Genomic DNA, 14974 nt, shown 5'->3' with positions numbered 1-14974 from the left:
GATGCCTCGCTCGACCACAGGGCCGCCATCGACAGACCCGGCGAAGGGCTGATATTCCCCACCAGCCGCACCGCACGCCAGTTGCTATAGGTGTTCAACCTCGGCGCGCCACTATTGCTCACCTTGCATGGCTGAGAGGGCGTAACGGGCTTGTTCCTGGGTAAAACCACGCCCCATCAGATATTTGAGCCACTTCATGCGCAGTTTGAAGTCGGCAAGGTCGGTCGCCTTTGCCCGACGCGACAACAACGCAAGCGCCAGTTCGAACCAATCAAGCTCGGGTTGATCCAGGGCCGCCTCGATCTGGGTGTCATCCAGCCCCTTGCGGCGCAGGTCGAAGCGGATCCTGAGCGGACCATGGCCTTTGGCCGCACCAGCCCGCACCGCCATGGCACCGTAACGATCGTCATTGACCCAGCCATAGCCACGGCAATGGTCGAGTACAACGGCGACCACCTCCTCCTCGAATCCCTTCTGACGCAGGCGTCTGGCCAGCTCCGACTCGGCACTCTCGCGACGGGCCAGACTGCGCATGGCGTAGGCACGGGCGGCCGCCAGCTGCTCTTCAAAGGTCAATTCGACGGGCTCGCCCGTTTCGTTCACTGATTCATCCGCCATAAACAACAAGGCCGGGTATCAACCCGGCCTTTCCTCATTCCTTATTCGAACTCTTGTTCGTTTTCGGCTTCAAACTCGTCGTATTCGGCAGCCGTGGCCTTCTCTTCCACCGGCGCGGCGCCAGAGAGCAGCAGCTCGCGCAGCTTCACTTCCACCTCGGCAGCCAGTGCCTTGTTTTCGGAGAAGAGCTTCATCACGTTGGCTTTGCCCTGGCCGATCTTCTCGCCGTTGTAGCTGTACCAGGCGCCCGCCTTGTCGATCAGCTTGTGCTTGACGCCGAGATCCACCAGTTCGCCCTCCTTGGAGATACCGGCACCATAGAAGATCTGGAACTCAGCCTGCTTGAAGGGTGGCGCCACCTTGTTCTTGACGACCTTGACGCGGGTTTCGTTGCCGACCACCTCGTCCCCTTCCTTGATGGCGCCGGTACGACGGATGTCCAGGCGCACGGAGGCGTAAAACTTCAGAGCGTTACCACCGGTGGTGGTCTCCGGGCTGCCGAACATGACGCCAATCTTCATCCGGATCTGGTTGATGAAGATGCACAGGCAGTTGGCGTTCTTGATGTTGGCGGTCAATTTACGCAGCGCCTGGGACATCAGTCGGGCCTGCAGGCCGACGTGGGAGTCACCCATTTCGCCTTCGATTTCCGCTTTCGGGGTCAGGGCCGCCACGGAGTCGACGATGATGACGTCGACGGCATTGGAGCGCACCAGCATGTCGCAAATCTCCAGTGCCTGTTCACCGGTATCCGGCTGGGAGATGAGCAGGTCGTCGACGTTGACGCCCAGCTTGGCGGCATAGATAGGATCAAGTGCGTGCTCCGCATCGACGAAGGCACAGGTTTTGCCCTTCTTCTGGGCTTCGGCGATCACCTGCAGGGTCAGCGTAGTTTTACCGGACGATTCCGGACCGTAGATCTCGACGATACGACCGCACGGCAGACCACCGATCCCCAGCGCCACGTCCAGAGAGAGAGAGCCGGTGGAGATGGCTTCGATATCCATGGTCTTGCTGTCGCCCAGACGCATGATGGAGCCTTTGCCAAACTGCTTTTCGATCTGGCCCAGCGCAGCCGCCAGTGCCTTCTGTTTGTTCTGATCCATGCCAATCTCCGCTGGGAATCGTGAGTAAGAAGTGAAGTTGGGCTAAGTATACTGTTTATGCATACAGTATCAAGCCCAATTTATTTGAGCAGTGCCAGGAGTCCGGACAAGGCCTGTCTGACCGCCTGCTGGCGCACCTGATGGCGATCCCCATCGAAACGGGCAAGCAGGGAGTGGTGACGACCGGTACGATCTGCCCAGGCAAACCAGACAGTGCCGACCGGTTTCTCCTCGCTGCCACCACCAGGCCCGGCGATACCGCTGATGGCCACGCAGATACCCGCATCGGAGCGAGCCAGGCAGCCCCGGGTCATCTCCAACACCACGGGTTCGCTGACGGCGCCGTGGCGCAACAGGCTGTAGATGCTGACGCCGAGCATCTGCTGTTTGGCTTCGTTGGTGTAGGTCACGAAACCGCGATCGAACCAGGCAGAGCTGCCGGCAGTATCCGTGATGGCAGTGGCAACCCCGCCGCCGGTGCAGGATTCCGCCGTGGCGGCCAGCCAGCCTCTGGCCAGCAGTGCCTCGCCCAGCTCTCGGGATAGACGGTCGATCTCTGCCTCAAGTCCCATCATGATGCCCTCTCTGGCCCCTTGCGGGGAAAACATGGGGGCCATTATGCAGTTGCCCCGAATTGCGAGCAACCGGCCCAAGGCCGGCTGCGTCAGTCGCCAATCGACATGGCCCTGGGGGGATGCGGCGCAAGCGCACCGCAGCGGCAAGTTACCCGCGCTTAAGCTCCAGTACATGGGTGCTTCCTATAATCAGCAGGCACCGCCATCCATGCGGTTTCTATTTGTTAGATACTGGAGAAAGCAGATGAAGCATCAATTTAAAGTCGCCGTTGCCGCCCTGGCGATGTGCTTTGCCAGCAATACCTTTGCCACCGAGGCTGCCACAGACCTGCAGAGCGAGACCACCCTGGCCCAGGAGCTGAACTTGTCCAGCGCCCAGACGGAGCAGATCAAAGGATTGCGTGAACAAACCATGAATAGCCTGAGCTCACTCAAGCTCGACGCCATCGGCCAGGACGTGATCGTCAACATGATCAAGTCTGGCAAGTGGGATGAGGCAGCCGCCAAGAAACAACTGCAGGCCATCAGCGACATTCAGGCCCAGGCCCGTTACTACCGCGCCTTCTACCTGTTCGAAGTCAGCAAGGTGCTGACCCCCGAGCAGAAAGCCAAGCTGCAGCAGATGATGAGTGGCGACGAAGCCATGTATTGAGAGACGGCTCCCGTTTCTGTGATGCCAATCCCCGCACTGATGGCGGGGATCTTGCCCCTCCCCCGGCACGCCTCGCCCCCCGCCCCTCCTCGCTTCTGATCCCCATGACGGCCTTCCAACGCCACCCGGCCCCTGAAACCTCAGGACTGCCTTCCCCAAAATGAGATAACCCCTCACCATCTCGGCCCGAGCATGTAGAATGGCCCCCAGATTCAGACCCATGACGGCAGACGTTTGCCCGCAAGAGCACCTTCTGGAATAGCACATGACAGCACAATACCAAGCGCCAGGCGCCAACTTGAGCGCCCACACCCCCATGATGCAGCAGTATCTGACCCTCAAGGCCGAGAACCCGGAGATCCTGCTGTTCTATCGCATGGGTGACTTCTACGAGCTCTTCTACGACGACGCCCGCAAGGCCTCCCAGCTGCTCGACATCTCCCTGACCAAGCGCGGCCAGTCGGCCGGCAGTCCCATCCCGATGGCCGGGGTGCCCTATCACGCCATCGAGGGGTATCTCGCCAAGCTGGTACAGCTCGGCGAATCGGCCGCCATCTGCGAGCAGGTGGGGGATCCCGCCACCAGCAAGGGGCCGGTGGAACGCAAGGTCATTCGCATCATCACCCCGGGTACCGTCTCCGACGAGGCGCTGCTCAGCGAGCGGCAGGACAACCTGATCGCCGCCGTCTACCACGATGGCCGCCGCTTCGGTTACGGCACCATGGACATCGGCTCCGGACGCTTCTTCATCAACCAGTTCGAGAAAGAAGAGACCCTGCTGGCGGAGCTGCAACGCACCAATCCGGCGGAGCTGCTCTACCCCGAATCGTTCGCCTTCCTGCACCATGTCGAGGGTCGCCGCGGTCTGCGCCGCCGCCCGGAGTGGGAGTTCGAGCTCGGCACCGCCCGCAAGCTCTTGTGCCAGCAGTTCGGCACCCAGGATCTGGTGGGCTTTGGGGTCGAGCAGAGCGAGACCGCCCTGTGCGCCGCCGGCTGCCTGATGCAGTACGTGAAAGACACCCAGCGCACCGCCCTGCCCCACATTCGCAGCGTGCGCCTGGAGCAGCCCGACCATGCGGTCATCATGGATGCCGCCACCCGCCGCAATCTGGAGCTGACCCAGAATCTGGCCGGCGGTCACGACAATACCCTCTCCGCCGTGCTCGATTGCACCGCCACGCCGATGGGCAGCCGCCTGCTCAAGCGCTGGATCCACCAGCCGATCCGCGATCGGGTGATCCTCAAAGGTCGCCAGAGCACCATCAAGGAGCTCATCGAGCAGAACCTCTATGACGAGCTGGGCGGATTGCTGCGCCAGGTCGGCGATGTGGAGCGGGTGCTGGCCCGCCTCGCCCTGCGCTCGGCCCGCCCGCGCGATCTGACCCGATTGCGGCAGGCTTTTGCTCAGCTGCCCGAGTTGCAGCGTCTGCTGGCGGAGAGCGAGCACGAGGCGGTGCAGCAGCTGCGCGAGCGGGCGAGCACCTTCCCCGAGCTGTTCGACCTGCTGGAGCGTGCCGTGATGGAGGTGCCGCCGGTGCTCATCCGCGATGGCGGCGTCATCCGTGAAGGGTTCAATCAGGAGCTGGACGAGCTGCGGGATCTGGCCAATGGCGCCACCGCCAGCCTGGCCCGCATTGAGGAGCGGGAGAAGGCGCTCACCGGCATCAACACCCTCAAGGTGGGCTACAACAAGGTGCACGGCTTCTATATCGAGGTGAGCCGCGCCAACAGCCACCTGGTGCCGGCCCACTACATCCGCCGCCAGACGCTGAAAAACAACGAGCGCTACATCATCGATGAGCTGAAGAAGTACGAGGACAAGGTGCTCACCGCCCAGGCACAGGCGCTGGCGCTGGAAAAACGTCTCTACGAAGAGCTGCTCGACGCCCTGCTGCCCCACCTCGGCGATCTGCAGGAGTCTGCTGCCGCACTGGCGGAGCTGGACGTGCTGGCCAACCTGGCCGAGCGGGCAGAGACCCTCGACTATCGCTGCCCCACCCTCATCAACGAGGATCAGATCCTCATCGAGGCGGGCCGCCATCCGGTGGTGGAGCAGGTGATGACCGACCCCTTTATCGCCAACCCGATACGGCTGGAGCGGGAGCGGCGGATGCTGATCATCACCGGCCCCAACATGGGCGGTAAATCCACTTACATGCGCCAGACCGCACTCATCGTGCTGCTGGCCCATATCGGCGCATTCGTGCCCGCCGACAGCGCCCGCATCGGCCCCATCGACCGCATCTTCACCCGCATCGGAGCGTCGGATGATCTCGCCTCCGGCCGCTCCACCTTTATGGTGGAGATGACCGAAACCGCCAATATCCTCAACAACGCCACCGCCCGCAGTCTGGTGCTGATGGACGAGATTGGCCGCGGCACCAGCACCTACGACGGCCTCTCCCTGGCCTGGGCCTGCGCCGAGCAGCTGGCGAGCAAGATTGGCGCCTACACCCTGTTTGCCACCCACTACTTCGAGCTGACCCGCCTACCCGAGCTGATGAGCGGGCTGGCCAACGTCCACCTGGATGCGGTGGAGCACGGCGACACCATCGCCTTCATGCACGCGGTGCAGGAAGGTGCGGCCAGCCGCTCCTACGGCCTGCAGGTAGCGGCGCTGGCCGGGGTGCCGAAATCGGTGATCCACCAGGCCCGCCACAAGCTGCACGAGCTGGAGAGTGCCACTCCGGTGGCCGCCGGCGAAAGCCGTCCGGCTCCGGTCACTCTCGCCCCGCAACCCCATCCTGTGGTGGAGGAGCTGGCAGCAGTACGCCCGGACGAGCTGACCCCGCGACAGGCCCTTGACCTGCTCTATCGACTCAAGCAGATGCTGTAGCTAACGACCGCCGAACAGGCATGAAAAAGGGGAACCGCGAGGTTCCCCTTTCGTTTGACCGAACCTGTCATCAGCCCGGACCGATGCGATCCATCAGGCTCAGATTGACCGACCCCGGATGGCGCTTGAGCTTCTGCCTGTATTCGAACTGGTGCTGGCTCTCCTGTTTCAGCCCCTGCATCAGGGAGTAGCACATGGCCAGCATGATGACCGAGAAGGGCAGCGCGGCGATGATGCTGGCGGCCTGCAGGGCGGCAAGTCCGCCGGAGACCAGCAGAATGGCCGCGACCAGCCCCTGCCCCAGTCCCCAGATGGCGCGGTGCAGCACGGGGGGATCCTGGTCGCCGATGGAGAGCAGCGTCGTAATCACGAGCGTGCCCGAGTCACTGGAGGTGATGAAGTAGGTGCAGATAAGCAGGGTCAGCACCCCTTTGGCAATCCAGCCGAAGGTCTCCCAGTGCAGCAGTTCCACCGTCTTGTAGAGCGCCATGGTGACATCCTGATTGACCGCTTCCACCACGCCGCCGCCACCGAACAGCTCCAGGTTCATGGCAGTCCCGCCAAACACGGTGAGCCAGAGCATGCCGAGCAGGGAGGGCACCAGCAGAACACCGAGCACGAATTCACGGATCGTGCGGCCCTTGGAGATGCGCGCGATGAACATGCCGACAAAGGGGGCCCACGCAATCCACCAGCCCCAGTAGAACGCGGTCCAGCTAGACTGCCAGGCCGAGGTACCGTTGGCTTCGGTATTGGTCCAGAAGCTCAGCTTGACGATGTTCTGCAGGTAATCACCGATGTTCTGCACATAGGCGTTGAGGATGTAGGTGGTCGGCCCCAGCACCAGGAAGAGGCCAAGCACGAACACGCTCAACCAGATATTGAGTTCGGAGAGAATCTTCACCCCGCGCCCAACACCGGAGATGGCCGACAGGGTGGCAATCAGGCTGATGCCACCGATGAGCCAGAGCTGGTTCGCTTGTGACACGCCCATGCCGAACATCTGGTTGAGGCCGGTGTTCATCTGGGAGACTCCCAGCCCAAGGGAGGTCGCCACCCCGAACACGGTACCGAACACCGCCAGCACGTCGGCGGCATGGCCCCAGAAGCCGTAGATGCGATCGCCAAGAATGGGATAGAGCACGGAGCGGATGGCCAGCGGCAACTTGCGCCGGTAGCTGAAGAAGGCCAGCGACAGGCCGACGATCACATAGATGGCCCAGGGGTGCAGACCCCAGTGGAAGAAGGTGAGGCGCATGGCGATCTGGGCCGCTTCCGGCGTCATGCCTTCGGTGATGAAGGGGTTGCCCTGCAGGTGATACATGGGCTCGGCGATGCTCCAGAACACCAGGCCTATGCCCATGCCTGCGCTGAACAGCATGGAGAACCAGGCAAAGTAGCCAAACTCCGGTACCTGGTCGTCGTCGCCCAGCCGGATGCTGCCGAAGCGGCTGAACATCAGGTAGACGGCGAAGAACAGGAACAGGGCGACCACCAGGATGTAATACCACTTGAAGCCAGCAATGATGGTGTCCTTGGCCCCGGTAAACCAGGTGCCTGCGGTATCCGGATCAAAGACGCCGAACAGCAGGAAGAGGGTCACGACGGTGAGGGCCGTCATGGCCATGGTGGGATTGAGGCCTTTCAAAAGCCCTTTGGTTGCTCGCATCGGGCCTCCTTAGTCGTTGTTGAAAAAGTCTTCACCCACGTGATCGCCGGCACCGCCGATGGCGCGATAGGCCAGACGACCTGCAACCTGCTCACGGTGATCCACCAGGGTCACCGACGGCTGACCGTTCACTGCGTGGCGTTTGCCAAGGAAGATAGCCATCGGCACCCCCAGATTGGAGACACCGCTGGTGATCCAGAGGCGGTTGAAGTCATAGGAGCCACCGATGAACTCCAGCTGTGCCAGCCCATTGTCCAGACCCGCCAGATAAAAGTTCATGGCACTCTCGTCGGGGAAGAGGTGAACCAGCACATAGGCATAGCGCAACTCATTGACCAACTCCTTTAGACTGAAAGAACCTGTGTTGCTACAAGAGAGCGGCAGCTCACCATCGTAGTGGTGTACCTTGAGGTTGTTGGGGTCCTCGTCATAGGCAGGTTGATAACGCACAAACGCCGCGGTATCCGGCAGTTCATAGCGAACTCTGACCACGCGCAGATCGGCAACCAGGGACTTGATATCCAGGTCGTCATGCATGATTTCACTCCTCAAATATCGGGTTGGAATGGGGCAATTGTCCGATAACCTAACACAATATTCATTAGAGCTAAAACCATTACATCAAAAACCATATTGACCTTGTTATGGATTAGGCGGAGAATTTCGCGCCTCTCCACAGCCCTGCGATGACCCAGACCCCATGGAAAAACATGATGAAGTGCTGATCGCCCTGCGCCAGATCATCCGTGCCATCGACATGCACTCCAAGCGCTTGATCAAGGAGGCCGGCCTGACCTCGCCTCAGCTCCTGCTGCTCAAGGGAATCGACGAGCTTGGCCAGATCTCCATGCGCCAGCTGGCGGATCACACCAACATGAGCCAGGCCACCGCCACCACCATCATGGACCGGCTGGAGAGCCGCCAGCTGGTGCAGCGCATTCGCAGCGAAACCGACAAACGCAAGGTGCATGCGACGCTCACTGACGCGGGACGCGCCCTGCTTGCCCAGGCTCCGACCCCCTTGCAGGAGAGTTTCATTCAACGCTTTCAGGCGCTGGAGAACTGGGAGCAGGGGTTGTTGCTCTCATCCCTGCAACGCATCTCCGCCATGATGAATGCCGACGGCATCGATGCCGCCCCCGTGCTGAGTGTCAGCCCCCTGACCGAAGAGCGGGCCTGAACCGCAGCCATAAAAAAAAGCTCCCGACCGGGAGCTTTTTTTATGGGCAGTACGCGATGGCGTTACGCCTCCAGGCTGATGCCGATGTTGGAGACGCCGTCCTGGGCCGCGAAGGCGCGGATGGCAAGGATGCGGTCGCTGTCCCGTTCATGGGCCACCCGTTTGAGCAGTTCGACCTGGAACTCCAGCTCCGCCTCCATGTACTCGTGCTCATAGAGCTCCTCATCGCTGAGATCCCGCTCTTCCAGCATCTCGATGAAGCCGGCGACCGTGCCGACAGACGCATGGCTGGCGTCGTTGGCCTCTTCCCCCACCCGGCAGATCACCGAGTTGTAGGCACAACCCAGCGCCACGCAGGCGTCCAGTGCCGGATAGGCGCCGTAGGATTCAAACTTGCGGGGATCGGGAATGTAGACTTCAAACGCTTCCAGAATGGCACCAAGATTGACGCGGGATCCCTTGACCGTCAGGTAGTTCCACATCTGATCCAGCGCGTGACGGAATGCCCTCGCATCCCCGAAACCGGAAGCCTGGGTAAAGAGCACATAGTTGGGGTACATGCGCTCTGCCAGCGCCAGGGTATAGACGGTTTGCTGCCAGGGCTGCAGCTCGGCCAGTCGCTTATAAAACTTGTCACCAAACACTGGAGTCGGATCCTTTGCAAAATGTGGGGCAGATTGTAGCCCACGAGGGCCCCGTCTAAAAATGAAAAAGCGCCCTGCTCGACTATCTTGCCCGATCAACTGGGGTAAGATGGAGACAGCATCCCTCTCGCCTTGCCATAAACACGATAAGGAACAAGAGTATGAGCCAACGTACCCTGCTGCTGTTGAGTCAGGACAACAGCCACTATGAACGCCTGCTCAAGGCGGCCCATCTTCCCCATCTGCACATTCTTCGGGCCGACAATCAGGCCGAGGCCGAACAGCTTATCGGTGACGCTCATATCCTGATGGCCGAGCCTGCCCGGGCCAAGCCGCTGCTGGCCAAGGCCGGCAAGCTCAGCTGGCTCCAGTCGACTTATGCCGGGGTCGATGTGCTGCTGGACGCCAGTTGCCGCCGCGACTACCTGCTCACCAATGTCCGCGGCATCTTCGGCCCCTTGATGAGCGAGTATGTGTTCGGCCATCTGCTCAGCCTGACCCGCCAGTTGCCACTCTATCGCGAGCAGCAGCAACAGGGCGTCTGGCAGAGCCATCCCTATCAGGGCTTGAAGGGAAAGACGCTGCTGCTGCTCGGCACCGGTAGCATAGGGCAGCATATCGCCCACACCGGCAAGCATTTTGGCATGAGGGTGCTCGGCATCAGTCACAGTGGCCGTGAGCGTGCCGGGTTCGATCAGGTGTACCAGTTGCCGGCACTCAACAAGATGCTGGCCCAAGCCGATGTCATCGTCAGCGTGCTGCCCGCCACCCGCGAGACACGCCATCTCTTCACCGCCGAACGCTTCAGCCACTGCAAAGCGGGCGCCATCTTCTTCAACGTCGGCAGGGGCAATGCCGTCCATGAGGGGGAGCTGCTGGCGGCACTGCAAGCCGGCAAACCCGCCATGGCGGTGCTAGATGTGTTCGAGCAGGAACCCCTGCCCGCTGACAGCCCGCTCTGGCACCAGCCCAATCTCATCGTGACGCCCCACAACAGCGCCTACAGCTTCCCGGAAGATGTGGCCCAGATCTTCATCCGCAACTACATCCGCTTCATTGATGGTCAGCAGCTGGACGGCCGGATCGACTTTGACAAGGGTTATTGAAGCCGTTCTGCAATGAAAAGGCCCCGCCAGTTGGCGGGGCCTTTTTCGTCAGGAGGGAGCCGTTCAGCCCGCCTCCATCTCTTTGCGGTAGCTCTTCACCTTGGCGAGGAACTGACGCTTGTCCTTGCCGGAGAGCGGCTCCGCCATCGGCAGCTTGATCTTCATGGGATCCACCGGCCGGTTGTTGATGCGTACTTCGTAGTGCAGGTGAGCACCGGTGGAACGGCCCGTGTTGCCGGAGAGGGCTATCTTGTCGCCCATTTTCACCTTCTGCCCGGGTTTCACCAGCAGCTTGCTCAGGTGCAGGTAACGGGTCATCAGGGTACGACCGTGCTTGATCACGACATAGGTGCCTGCCAGCGGGTGGCTGGTTGCCTTGAGGACCACACCGTCACCGGTCGCCATGATGGGCGTGCCTACTGGCAGGGCAAAGTCGGTCCCCTCATGGGGCCGGACCTGCCCGGTAATGGGATGACGGCGATTCGGGTTGAAACTGGAGCTGACCCGGTAACGGCTGTGAGTCGGATAACGGCGGAAGCCGCGCTCCAGGCTGTTTGCCTGACCGTCATAATAGTTGCCATCTTCCGACAACCAGGCTGACACGGCCTTGCCTTGACTGAACACCTCGACCCCCAGCAACTGGGTATTGCCCGTACTCTTGCCCTCGACCGTCTCCTGGCGGACCAGCACCTTGAACTTGTCACCCTTTTTCAAATCCTTGGCGAAGTTGAGGCGCCACTGGAACAGGTTGGCAATTTTCTGGATGTGGTTGGCCGGGATCCCGGCATTGCGGGCGCTGACGTAGAAGCTGCCGTTGATGACACCGTCATAGCTCTTCTGCTGCCACTCCACCTCTTCATTGAGCATGTTGGCGCTATAGGTGTCGTCGGTACGCTCCAGCACCAGGGTCTGCTTGATGTTCAGGCGGATCTTCAGCTGCTGCAGAATGTTGTCCTGATCGATCAGCAACTCGATGGTCTGACCGGGTTTGAGACGCGCCAGGTTGTTCTTGGCATCCGCATCCAGCACCTTGTAGAGGGTGGTGGTGGACAGCCCCAGGTTGTTGAAGATGGTGGTCAGATTCTCGCCGTTGCGCACCCGGTAATCCTGCCATTGAGGCGTGGCATCGGCCGGGATGTCGTCTTCGGGAGCAGCTGACTCGACCAGCTCGTGATCCGGAATGTCGTTGAAGTCGGTGTTGTCTTCGTTGGTTGCGGTGCCCGTGGTGGCGATCGGCAACTCCAGACGCAGTGGCCGCTCCAGGATGTCACCGGGAGCTGGCAATACGGCTACTGCTGACAGCGTCATGGCCGTGAGCAATAGCATGGCATAGAAATGCTTGCGGGGAACCGGGGGTTCCCAATTGGCAGCCTGAGCTACCAAGGGACGGAGACGTTTCATCCGCTATCCTGTTATTAGATCTAAGGGTGGTGGTTGTGGGTCTGTTTTTATGAGTTTTTATTATGAAAACCGAATATCTGGCTTTTAGACCTAAATACTTACAAAAAGTTCATAGCTCCATGCACGAAACTCACATTTTATGCATAACCTTCCAGCATGGGCAGAAATGATCGTCATTTTCAGCCATTTTTTTCTATTTTTAAGAACCAAGTCCGGTTGTGGTGCTCTCCGGCCCAGAAAATGTTGCAAAAACATCTCCATGGAGTGGGTATGTCATTGGCAAAATTGTTAAATGTAATCATCCTAATCCTCTTCACCATCGGCGCCGCGCTGCTGCTCGTGCTGGAGATCACGACGGTACGACAGTCTATTCTCGACCAGATGTCGGCCAACCTTGAAACCGCCATCACCGCACTGGGGCTGGTGCTGCAGGGCACTCTGCTCAACGATGACAAGGTCCTTGCCGAGACCATAGTGAACGCCATGTTCGACGGAGGCTTCGTCAACTCCGTCGTCCTGCTGGATCCGGATGGCCAGGTGCTGTTCCAGAAGGTGTTCCACACCGCACAGCAAAATATTCCAGGCTGGCTCCCCTCAGTTATCGACATGCCACCGGTCAAGATTGAGCAGGAGTTGACCGACGGCTGGCGCATTCTCGGTACCCTCACGCTCGAGGGACACAAGGGTTACGCCTACCAGCATCTGTGGAACGCCATCAGTCGTACCGGACTTGCGCTGCTCGCCGGCCTGCTGGTGTTCAGTCTGGTGATCACCTGGGTGTGCCGCCGCCTGCTACGCCCCCTCGAACAGATCAGTCTGCAGCTGACCCGGATCCGCAAACGCCAGTTCAGCGGCAACCTGCCAACCCCGTGGCTTCGCGAATTGCAGGAAGTCGTCGTCTCCATCAACCAGCTGGTCTCCGAACGCAAACGGGACCTGCTGCAACAACGGCTGAAGATCACCCAGCTTGGCAAGCACGACGCCCTCCCGACCCACCAGAAGCTCGTTGGTCTGGTCGACACCGATGGCAACTCCTATCAGCAGCATTTCTTCTCCACTCAGGGGAGTATCAGGCTCTACAGCCGCCTGTTACCCAAGCACCCCCCCACCACGGACAGCTCGCCGGATGAAATTCGGGCGCTGCTCAACGACTGGCTGACCCAGAAGGCGGAAGGGCTCCAACTGCCTCTCAGCCTGCTCGGCCATCCAGACTGGGCGCAGTTTGCCCCCGTGCTGGCCAGCGCTCGTGGCAAGACACTGGACTGGCGCTGGGATCTGGCTATCTTCCCTCCCCTGGCCGAGGAGCGACTGACTGCACTCCAGTCCCAGGGGATTGAGCTGGCGTTCAGCAATATCCCGATGAACAATGACAATCTGGCCAGGCTCGACCCCATCAGACCTGTCTTCATCAGTTGCCAGCTCACCCAGTCCCCCCTTTATTGGAACCTGCTTTCCCAATGCCTCCATGCTTCCGGCTACACCTTGCTGGCGGAAGCCGGCGACGTGAGCGATGTGGACATGCTGCGCAGTTGGGGCATCGATGGTTATGCCACTCAGGAGAATGCATCATGAGGATCCCGCTGCTGCTGCTCGCCCTGCTGTGGCAACCGACCCTGCACGCGACCACCATGACCATAGGCACCGGGGGGGAGCAAGGCATCTATTACCAGGTCATCAAGGAGTTCTGCAGACTGGCCAAAAAAAGTGACCCCACGATGCCCTGCAAACTGCAGGCCAGCTCCGGGTCCATCGAAAATCTCCGCCAGCTGAAAACGGGAGAGGTACCCTATGCGCTCGTCCAGTCCGACTGGCTCTATCAGGCCAGCCAGGGCACCGGGCCTTTCGCTGCCCAGCCACAACCCGAGCTGAGGGCGCTCTTTGCCACCCACGCCGAACCTTTCACCATAGTGGTGCGAGCCGATGGGGATATCACCACCCTGGAGCAGCTCAAGCTGGCCCCCATCGACATGGGCCTGAAGAGTTCAGGGACTCGTCAAACGGCATTGGCCCTGTTCAATGTTCTGGGCGCAAAGGAGCAGGATCTCGATTTGAAGAGCGTCGCCAATCTCTCCGAAGCGTTGTGCAATAAACAGATCGATGCCTATGGCCTTGTCATGGGTCATCCCAACCGCATCGTGCTGGACACCGCCAAGCGCTGCGCCGTGCGCTTCCTGGCGATCGAGGGGCCCGTCAGGGACCAGCTTCTCAAAGGGGTCAGGTATTACCAGCGCAGCCAGGTGCCGGCACGCATCTACCCGGGCAACCTCAAGGCAACCCCCACCTTCGCCATCGCCGCCACCCTGGTGACCAATGCCGCCACTCCCGATGACGAGGTCTATCGGCTGACCCGGGCCATGCTGAGCCAGCAAACCAGTTTCAACGAACAGACCTATGGCTATGCGAACCTGTTTCACAAGGCGCGCAACAAAATAGGCCCGGTGCTGAGTGTCGAACAGCATCCGGGCGCGGGAAAATATTTCGAGGAGTTGAAGGCGGCTGGCAAGTTATAGCTGGCGACGGGGGGAGCGCAGATGCTCGCTGGAGAACCGGCTCTGCATCGAGGTCCACTGGGCCAGGCGATCGGCGCTCCCCGCCAGGGTTCCCTCGCGACGAGATTTCATGATCCAGATGCTTTTGGCATCGAAACTGTAAACCGGCTGCAGATCATTGCGCTTGCTCCCCGGCAGGATGCGGCCATTGATGTTGTCCAGCACCAGGGGATCTGACTTGATGGTCGGGAAATACAACGTCACCATGTGGAACTGGTTGTAACGAATTGCCTTCACATAGGCCAGCCGCAGCTTCTTCTCGTCGACCCCCAGCTCCATCAGGGTGTAGTACTTGGCGATGCTGTAGTCCTCGCAATCCCCTCCTCTCGCCCCGATGAACTCCAGCGGATTGGCCCAATAATCATCATCCCCCCACAGTCTGGGATCCTCGCTGTAGGTCAGGTTGTTGAAGTAGTTATTCACCAGCTCCAGCTTCTGCTGGTCCGTCGTTCCGGCCCTTGGCGTCAGCAGACGAGAGAAGGCCTCGGACCGCTGGATCGCTCTGGCGCCATAGACCGCCTGCATTTTTGCCCTGAGTTCCGGGCTGGCGATGTGTTCGGAAAGACCGGATGCCTGTATGCCGGATCCCAGCAGGGTCAGCGTGCAGACAGAGACGAGCAACCATTTCATGACTGACA

At 60.4% G+C, this 14974-nt stretch carries 14 protein-coding genes; 6 read left to right on the top strand and 8 right to left on the bottom strand.

From position 1 onward, the window contains the following. Positions 1-111: 111 nt before the first annotated feature. The 3 genes from AB5Y80_RS07440 to pncC all read right to left on the bottom strand — a co-directional run bounded on the left by AB5Y80_RS07440 (position 112) and on the right by pncC (position 2296). A complete protein-coding gene (locus AB5Y80_RS07440; protein ID WP_113978665.1) occupies positions 112-618 on the bottom strand; it encodes a regulatory protein RecX in 507 nt (168 codons plus the stop codon). Between the two features lie 41 nt (positions 619-659). Beyond that, a complete protein-coding gene (gene recA / locus AB5Y80_RS07435; RefSeq protein WP_010672819.1) occupies positions 660-1724 on the bottom strand; it encodes a recombinase RecA in 1065 nt (354 codons plus the stop codon). Positions 1725-1804: 80 nt separating this feature from the next. Beyond that, a complete protein-coding gene (pncC, locus tag AB5Y80_RS07430; protein ID WP_368172777.1) occupies positions 1805-2296 on the bottom strand; it encodes a nicotinamide-nucleotide amidase in 492 nt (163 codons plus the stop codon). Positions 2297-2543: 247 nt separating this feature from the next. Here pncC and AB5Y80_RS07425 point away from each other — a divergent pair, with 247 nt between their 5' ends. Then, on the top strand, positions 2544-2951 hold the full coding sequence (locus AB5Y80_RS07425; RefSeq protein WP_042879416.1) for a Spy/CpxP family protein refolding chaperone: 408 nt from the start codon (positions 2544-2546) through the stop codon (positions 2949-2951). A 265-nt stretch (positions 2952-3216) separates the two neighbouring features. Further along, entirely contained in the window at positions 3217-5787 is a 2571-nt protein-coding gene (mutS, locus tag AB5Y80_RS07420; RefSeq protein ID WP_042014950.1) for a DNA mismatch repair protein MutS, read from the top strand. A gap of 70 nt (positions 5788-5857) precedes the next feature. On the opposite strand, the gene AB5Y80_RS07415 is transcribed toward mutS, so the two are convergent. Then, the gene (locus tag AB5Y80_RS07415) at positions 5858-7456 is read right to left on the bottom strand and encodes a BCCT family transporter (RefSeq protein ID WP_010672815.1); all 1599 of its coding nucleotides are present in this window, start codon (positions 7454-7456) and stop codon (positions 5858-5860) included. A 9-nt stretch (positions 7457-7465) separates the two neighbouring features. Then, on the bottom strand, positions 7466-7993 hold the full coding sequence (locus tag AB5Y80_RS07410; protein WP_010672814.1) for a hypothetical protein: 528 nt from the start codon (positions 7991-7993) through the stop codon (positions 7466-7468). A gap of 163 nt (positions 7994-8156) precedes the next feature. On the opposite strand from AB5Y80_RS07410, the gene AB5Y80_RS07405 reads away from it, so the two are divergent. Then, positions 8157-8636, top strand: a complete 480-nt coding sequence (locus AB5Y80_RS07405) for a MarR family winged helix-turn-helix transcriptional regulator (protein WP_010672813.1) — start codon at positions 8157-8159, stop codon at positions 8634-8636. A 62-nt stretch (positions 8637-8698) separates the two neighbouring features. Here AB5Y80_RS07405 and AB5Y80_RS07400 read toward each other — a convergent pair whose 3' ends face one another. After that, on the bottom strand, positions 8699-9280 hold the full coding sequence (locus AB5Y80_RS07400) for a YjaG family protein (RefSeq protein ID WP_042864483.1): 582 nt from the start codon (positions 9278-9280) through the stop codon (positions 8699-8701). 161 nt (positions 9281-9441) lie between these two features. On the opposite strand from AB5Y80_RS07400, the gene AB5Y80_RS07395 reads away from it, so the two are divergent. After that, on the top strand, positions 9442-10386 hold the full coding sequence (locus tag AB5Y80_RS07395; protein WP_182956634.1) for a D-2-hydroxyacid dehydrogenase: 945 nt from the start codon (positions 9442-9444) through the stop codon (positions 10384-10386). 63 nt (positions 10387-10449) lie between these two features. On the opposite strand, the gene mepM is transcribed toward AB5Y80_RS07395, so the two are convergent. Next, positions 10450-11787, bottom strand: coding sequence for a murein DD-endopeptidase MepM (gene mepM / locus AB5Y80_RS07390; RefSeq protein WP_010672809.1), 1338 nt, complete (start codon positions 11785-11787; stop codon positions 10450-10452). 270 nt (positions 11788-12057) lie between these two features. Here mepM and AB5Y80_RS07385 point away from each other — a divergent pair, with 270 nt between their 5' ends. Both AB5Y80_RS07385 and AB5Y80_RS07380 read left to right on the top strand, forming a co-directional pair. Continuing rightward, positions 12058-13359 (top strand): LapD/MoxY N-terminal periplasmic domain-containing protein, encoded by a 1302-nt coding sequence (locus AB5Y80_RS07385; RefSeq protein ID WP_368172742.1) that lies wholly within the window; start codon positions 12058-12060, stop codon positions 13357-13359. After that, a complete protein-coding gene (locus AB5Y80_RS07380; RefSeq protein WP_042014953.1) occupies positions 13356-14297 on the top strand; it encodes a TAXI family TRAP transporter solute-binding subunit in 942 nt (313 codons plus the stop codon). Before AB5Y80_RS07385 ends, AB5Y80_RS07380 begins: the two co-directional genes overlap by 4 nt. Here the strand turns inward: AB5Y80_RS07380 and AB5Y80_RS07375 are convergent. Next, positions 14292-14966: a transglutaminase-like cysteine peptidase gene (locus AB5Y80_RS07375; RefSeq protein ID WP_042878306.1), complete on the bottom strand. Its 675-nt coding sequence runs from the start codon at positions 14964-14966 to the stop codon at positions 14292-14294. The genes AB5Y80_RS07380 and AB5Y80_RS07375 overlap by 6 nt on opposite strands. Between the last annotated feature and the right edge of the window lie 8 nt (positions 14967-14974).

The organism is Aeromonas sp. R2-1, from assembly GCF_040908425.1.
Classification (GTDB): Bacteria; Pseudomonadota; Gammaproteobacteria; order Enterobacterales; family Aeromonadaceae; genus Aeromonas; species Aeromonas caviae.
The sequence above is the reverse complement of the archived record's forward strand: the minus strand, read 5'-3'. Positions and strand labels throughout refer to the sequence as shown.

Coding starts and splice junctions, on each gene's coding strand:
- AB5Y80_RS07440 (WP_113978665.1), bottom strand. CDS start 618: ATGGCGGATGAATCAGTGAACGAAACGGGCGAGCCCGTCGAATTGACC.
- AB5Y80_RS07415 (WP_010672815.1), bottom strand. CDS start 7,456: ATGCGAGCAACCAAAGGGCTTTTGAAAGGCCTCAATCCCACCATGGCC.
- AB5Y80_RS07395 (WP_182956634.1), top strand. CDS start 9,442: ATGAGCCAACGTACCCTGCTGCTGTTGAGTCAGGACAACAGCCACTAT.
- recA (WP_010672819.1), bottom strand. CDS start 1,724: ATGGATCAGAACAAACAGAAGGCACTGGCGGCTGCGCTGGGCCAGATC.
- AB5Y80_RS07425 (WP_042879416.1), top strand. CDS start 2,544: ATGAAGCATCAATTTAAAGTCGCCGTTGCCGCCCTGGCGATGTGCTTT.
- AB5Y80_RS07375 (WP_042878306.1), bottom strand. CDS start 14,966: ATGAAATGGTTGCTCGTCTCTGTCTGCACGCTGACCCTGCTGGGATCC.
- pncC (WP_368172777.1), bottom strand. CDS start 2,296: ATGGGACTTGAGGCAGAGATCGACCGTCTATCCCGAGAGCTGGGCGAG.
- AB5Y80_RS07405 (WP_010672813.1), top strand. CDS start 8,157: ATGGAAAAACATGATGAAGTGCTGATCGCCCTGCGCCAGATCATCCGT.
- mepM (WP_010672809.1), bottom strand. CDS start 11,787: ATGAAACGTCTCCGTCCCTTGGTAGCTCAGGCTGCCAATTGGGAACCC.
- mutS (WP_042014950.1), top strand. CDS start 3,217: ATGACAGCACAATACCAAGCGCCAGGCGCCAACTTGAGCGCCCACACC.
- AB5Y80_RS07385 (WP_368172742.1), top strand. CDS start 12,058: ATGTCATTGGCAAAATTGTTAAATGTAATCATCCTAATCCTCTTCACC.
- AB5Y80_RS07410 (WP_010672814.1), bottom strand. CDS start 7,993: ATGCATGACGACCTGGATATCAAGTCCCTGGTTGCCGATCTGCGCGTG.
- AB5Y80_RS07380 (WP_042014953.1), top strand. CDS start 13,356: ATGAGGATCCCGCTGCTGCTGCTCGCCCTGCTGTGGCAACCGACCCTG.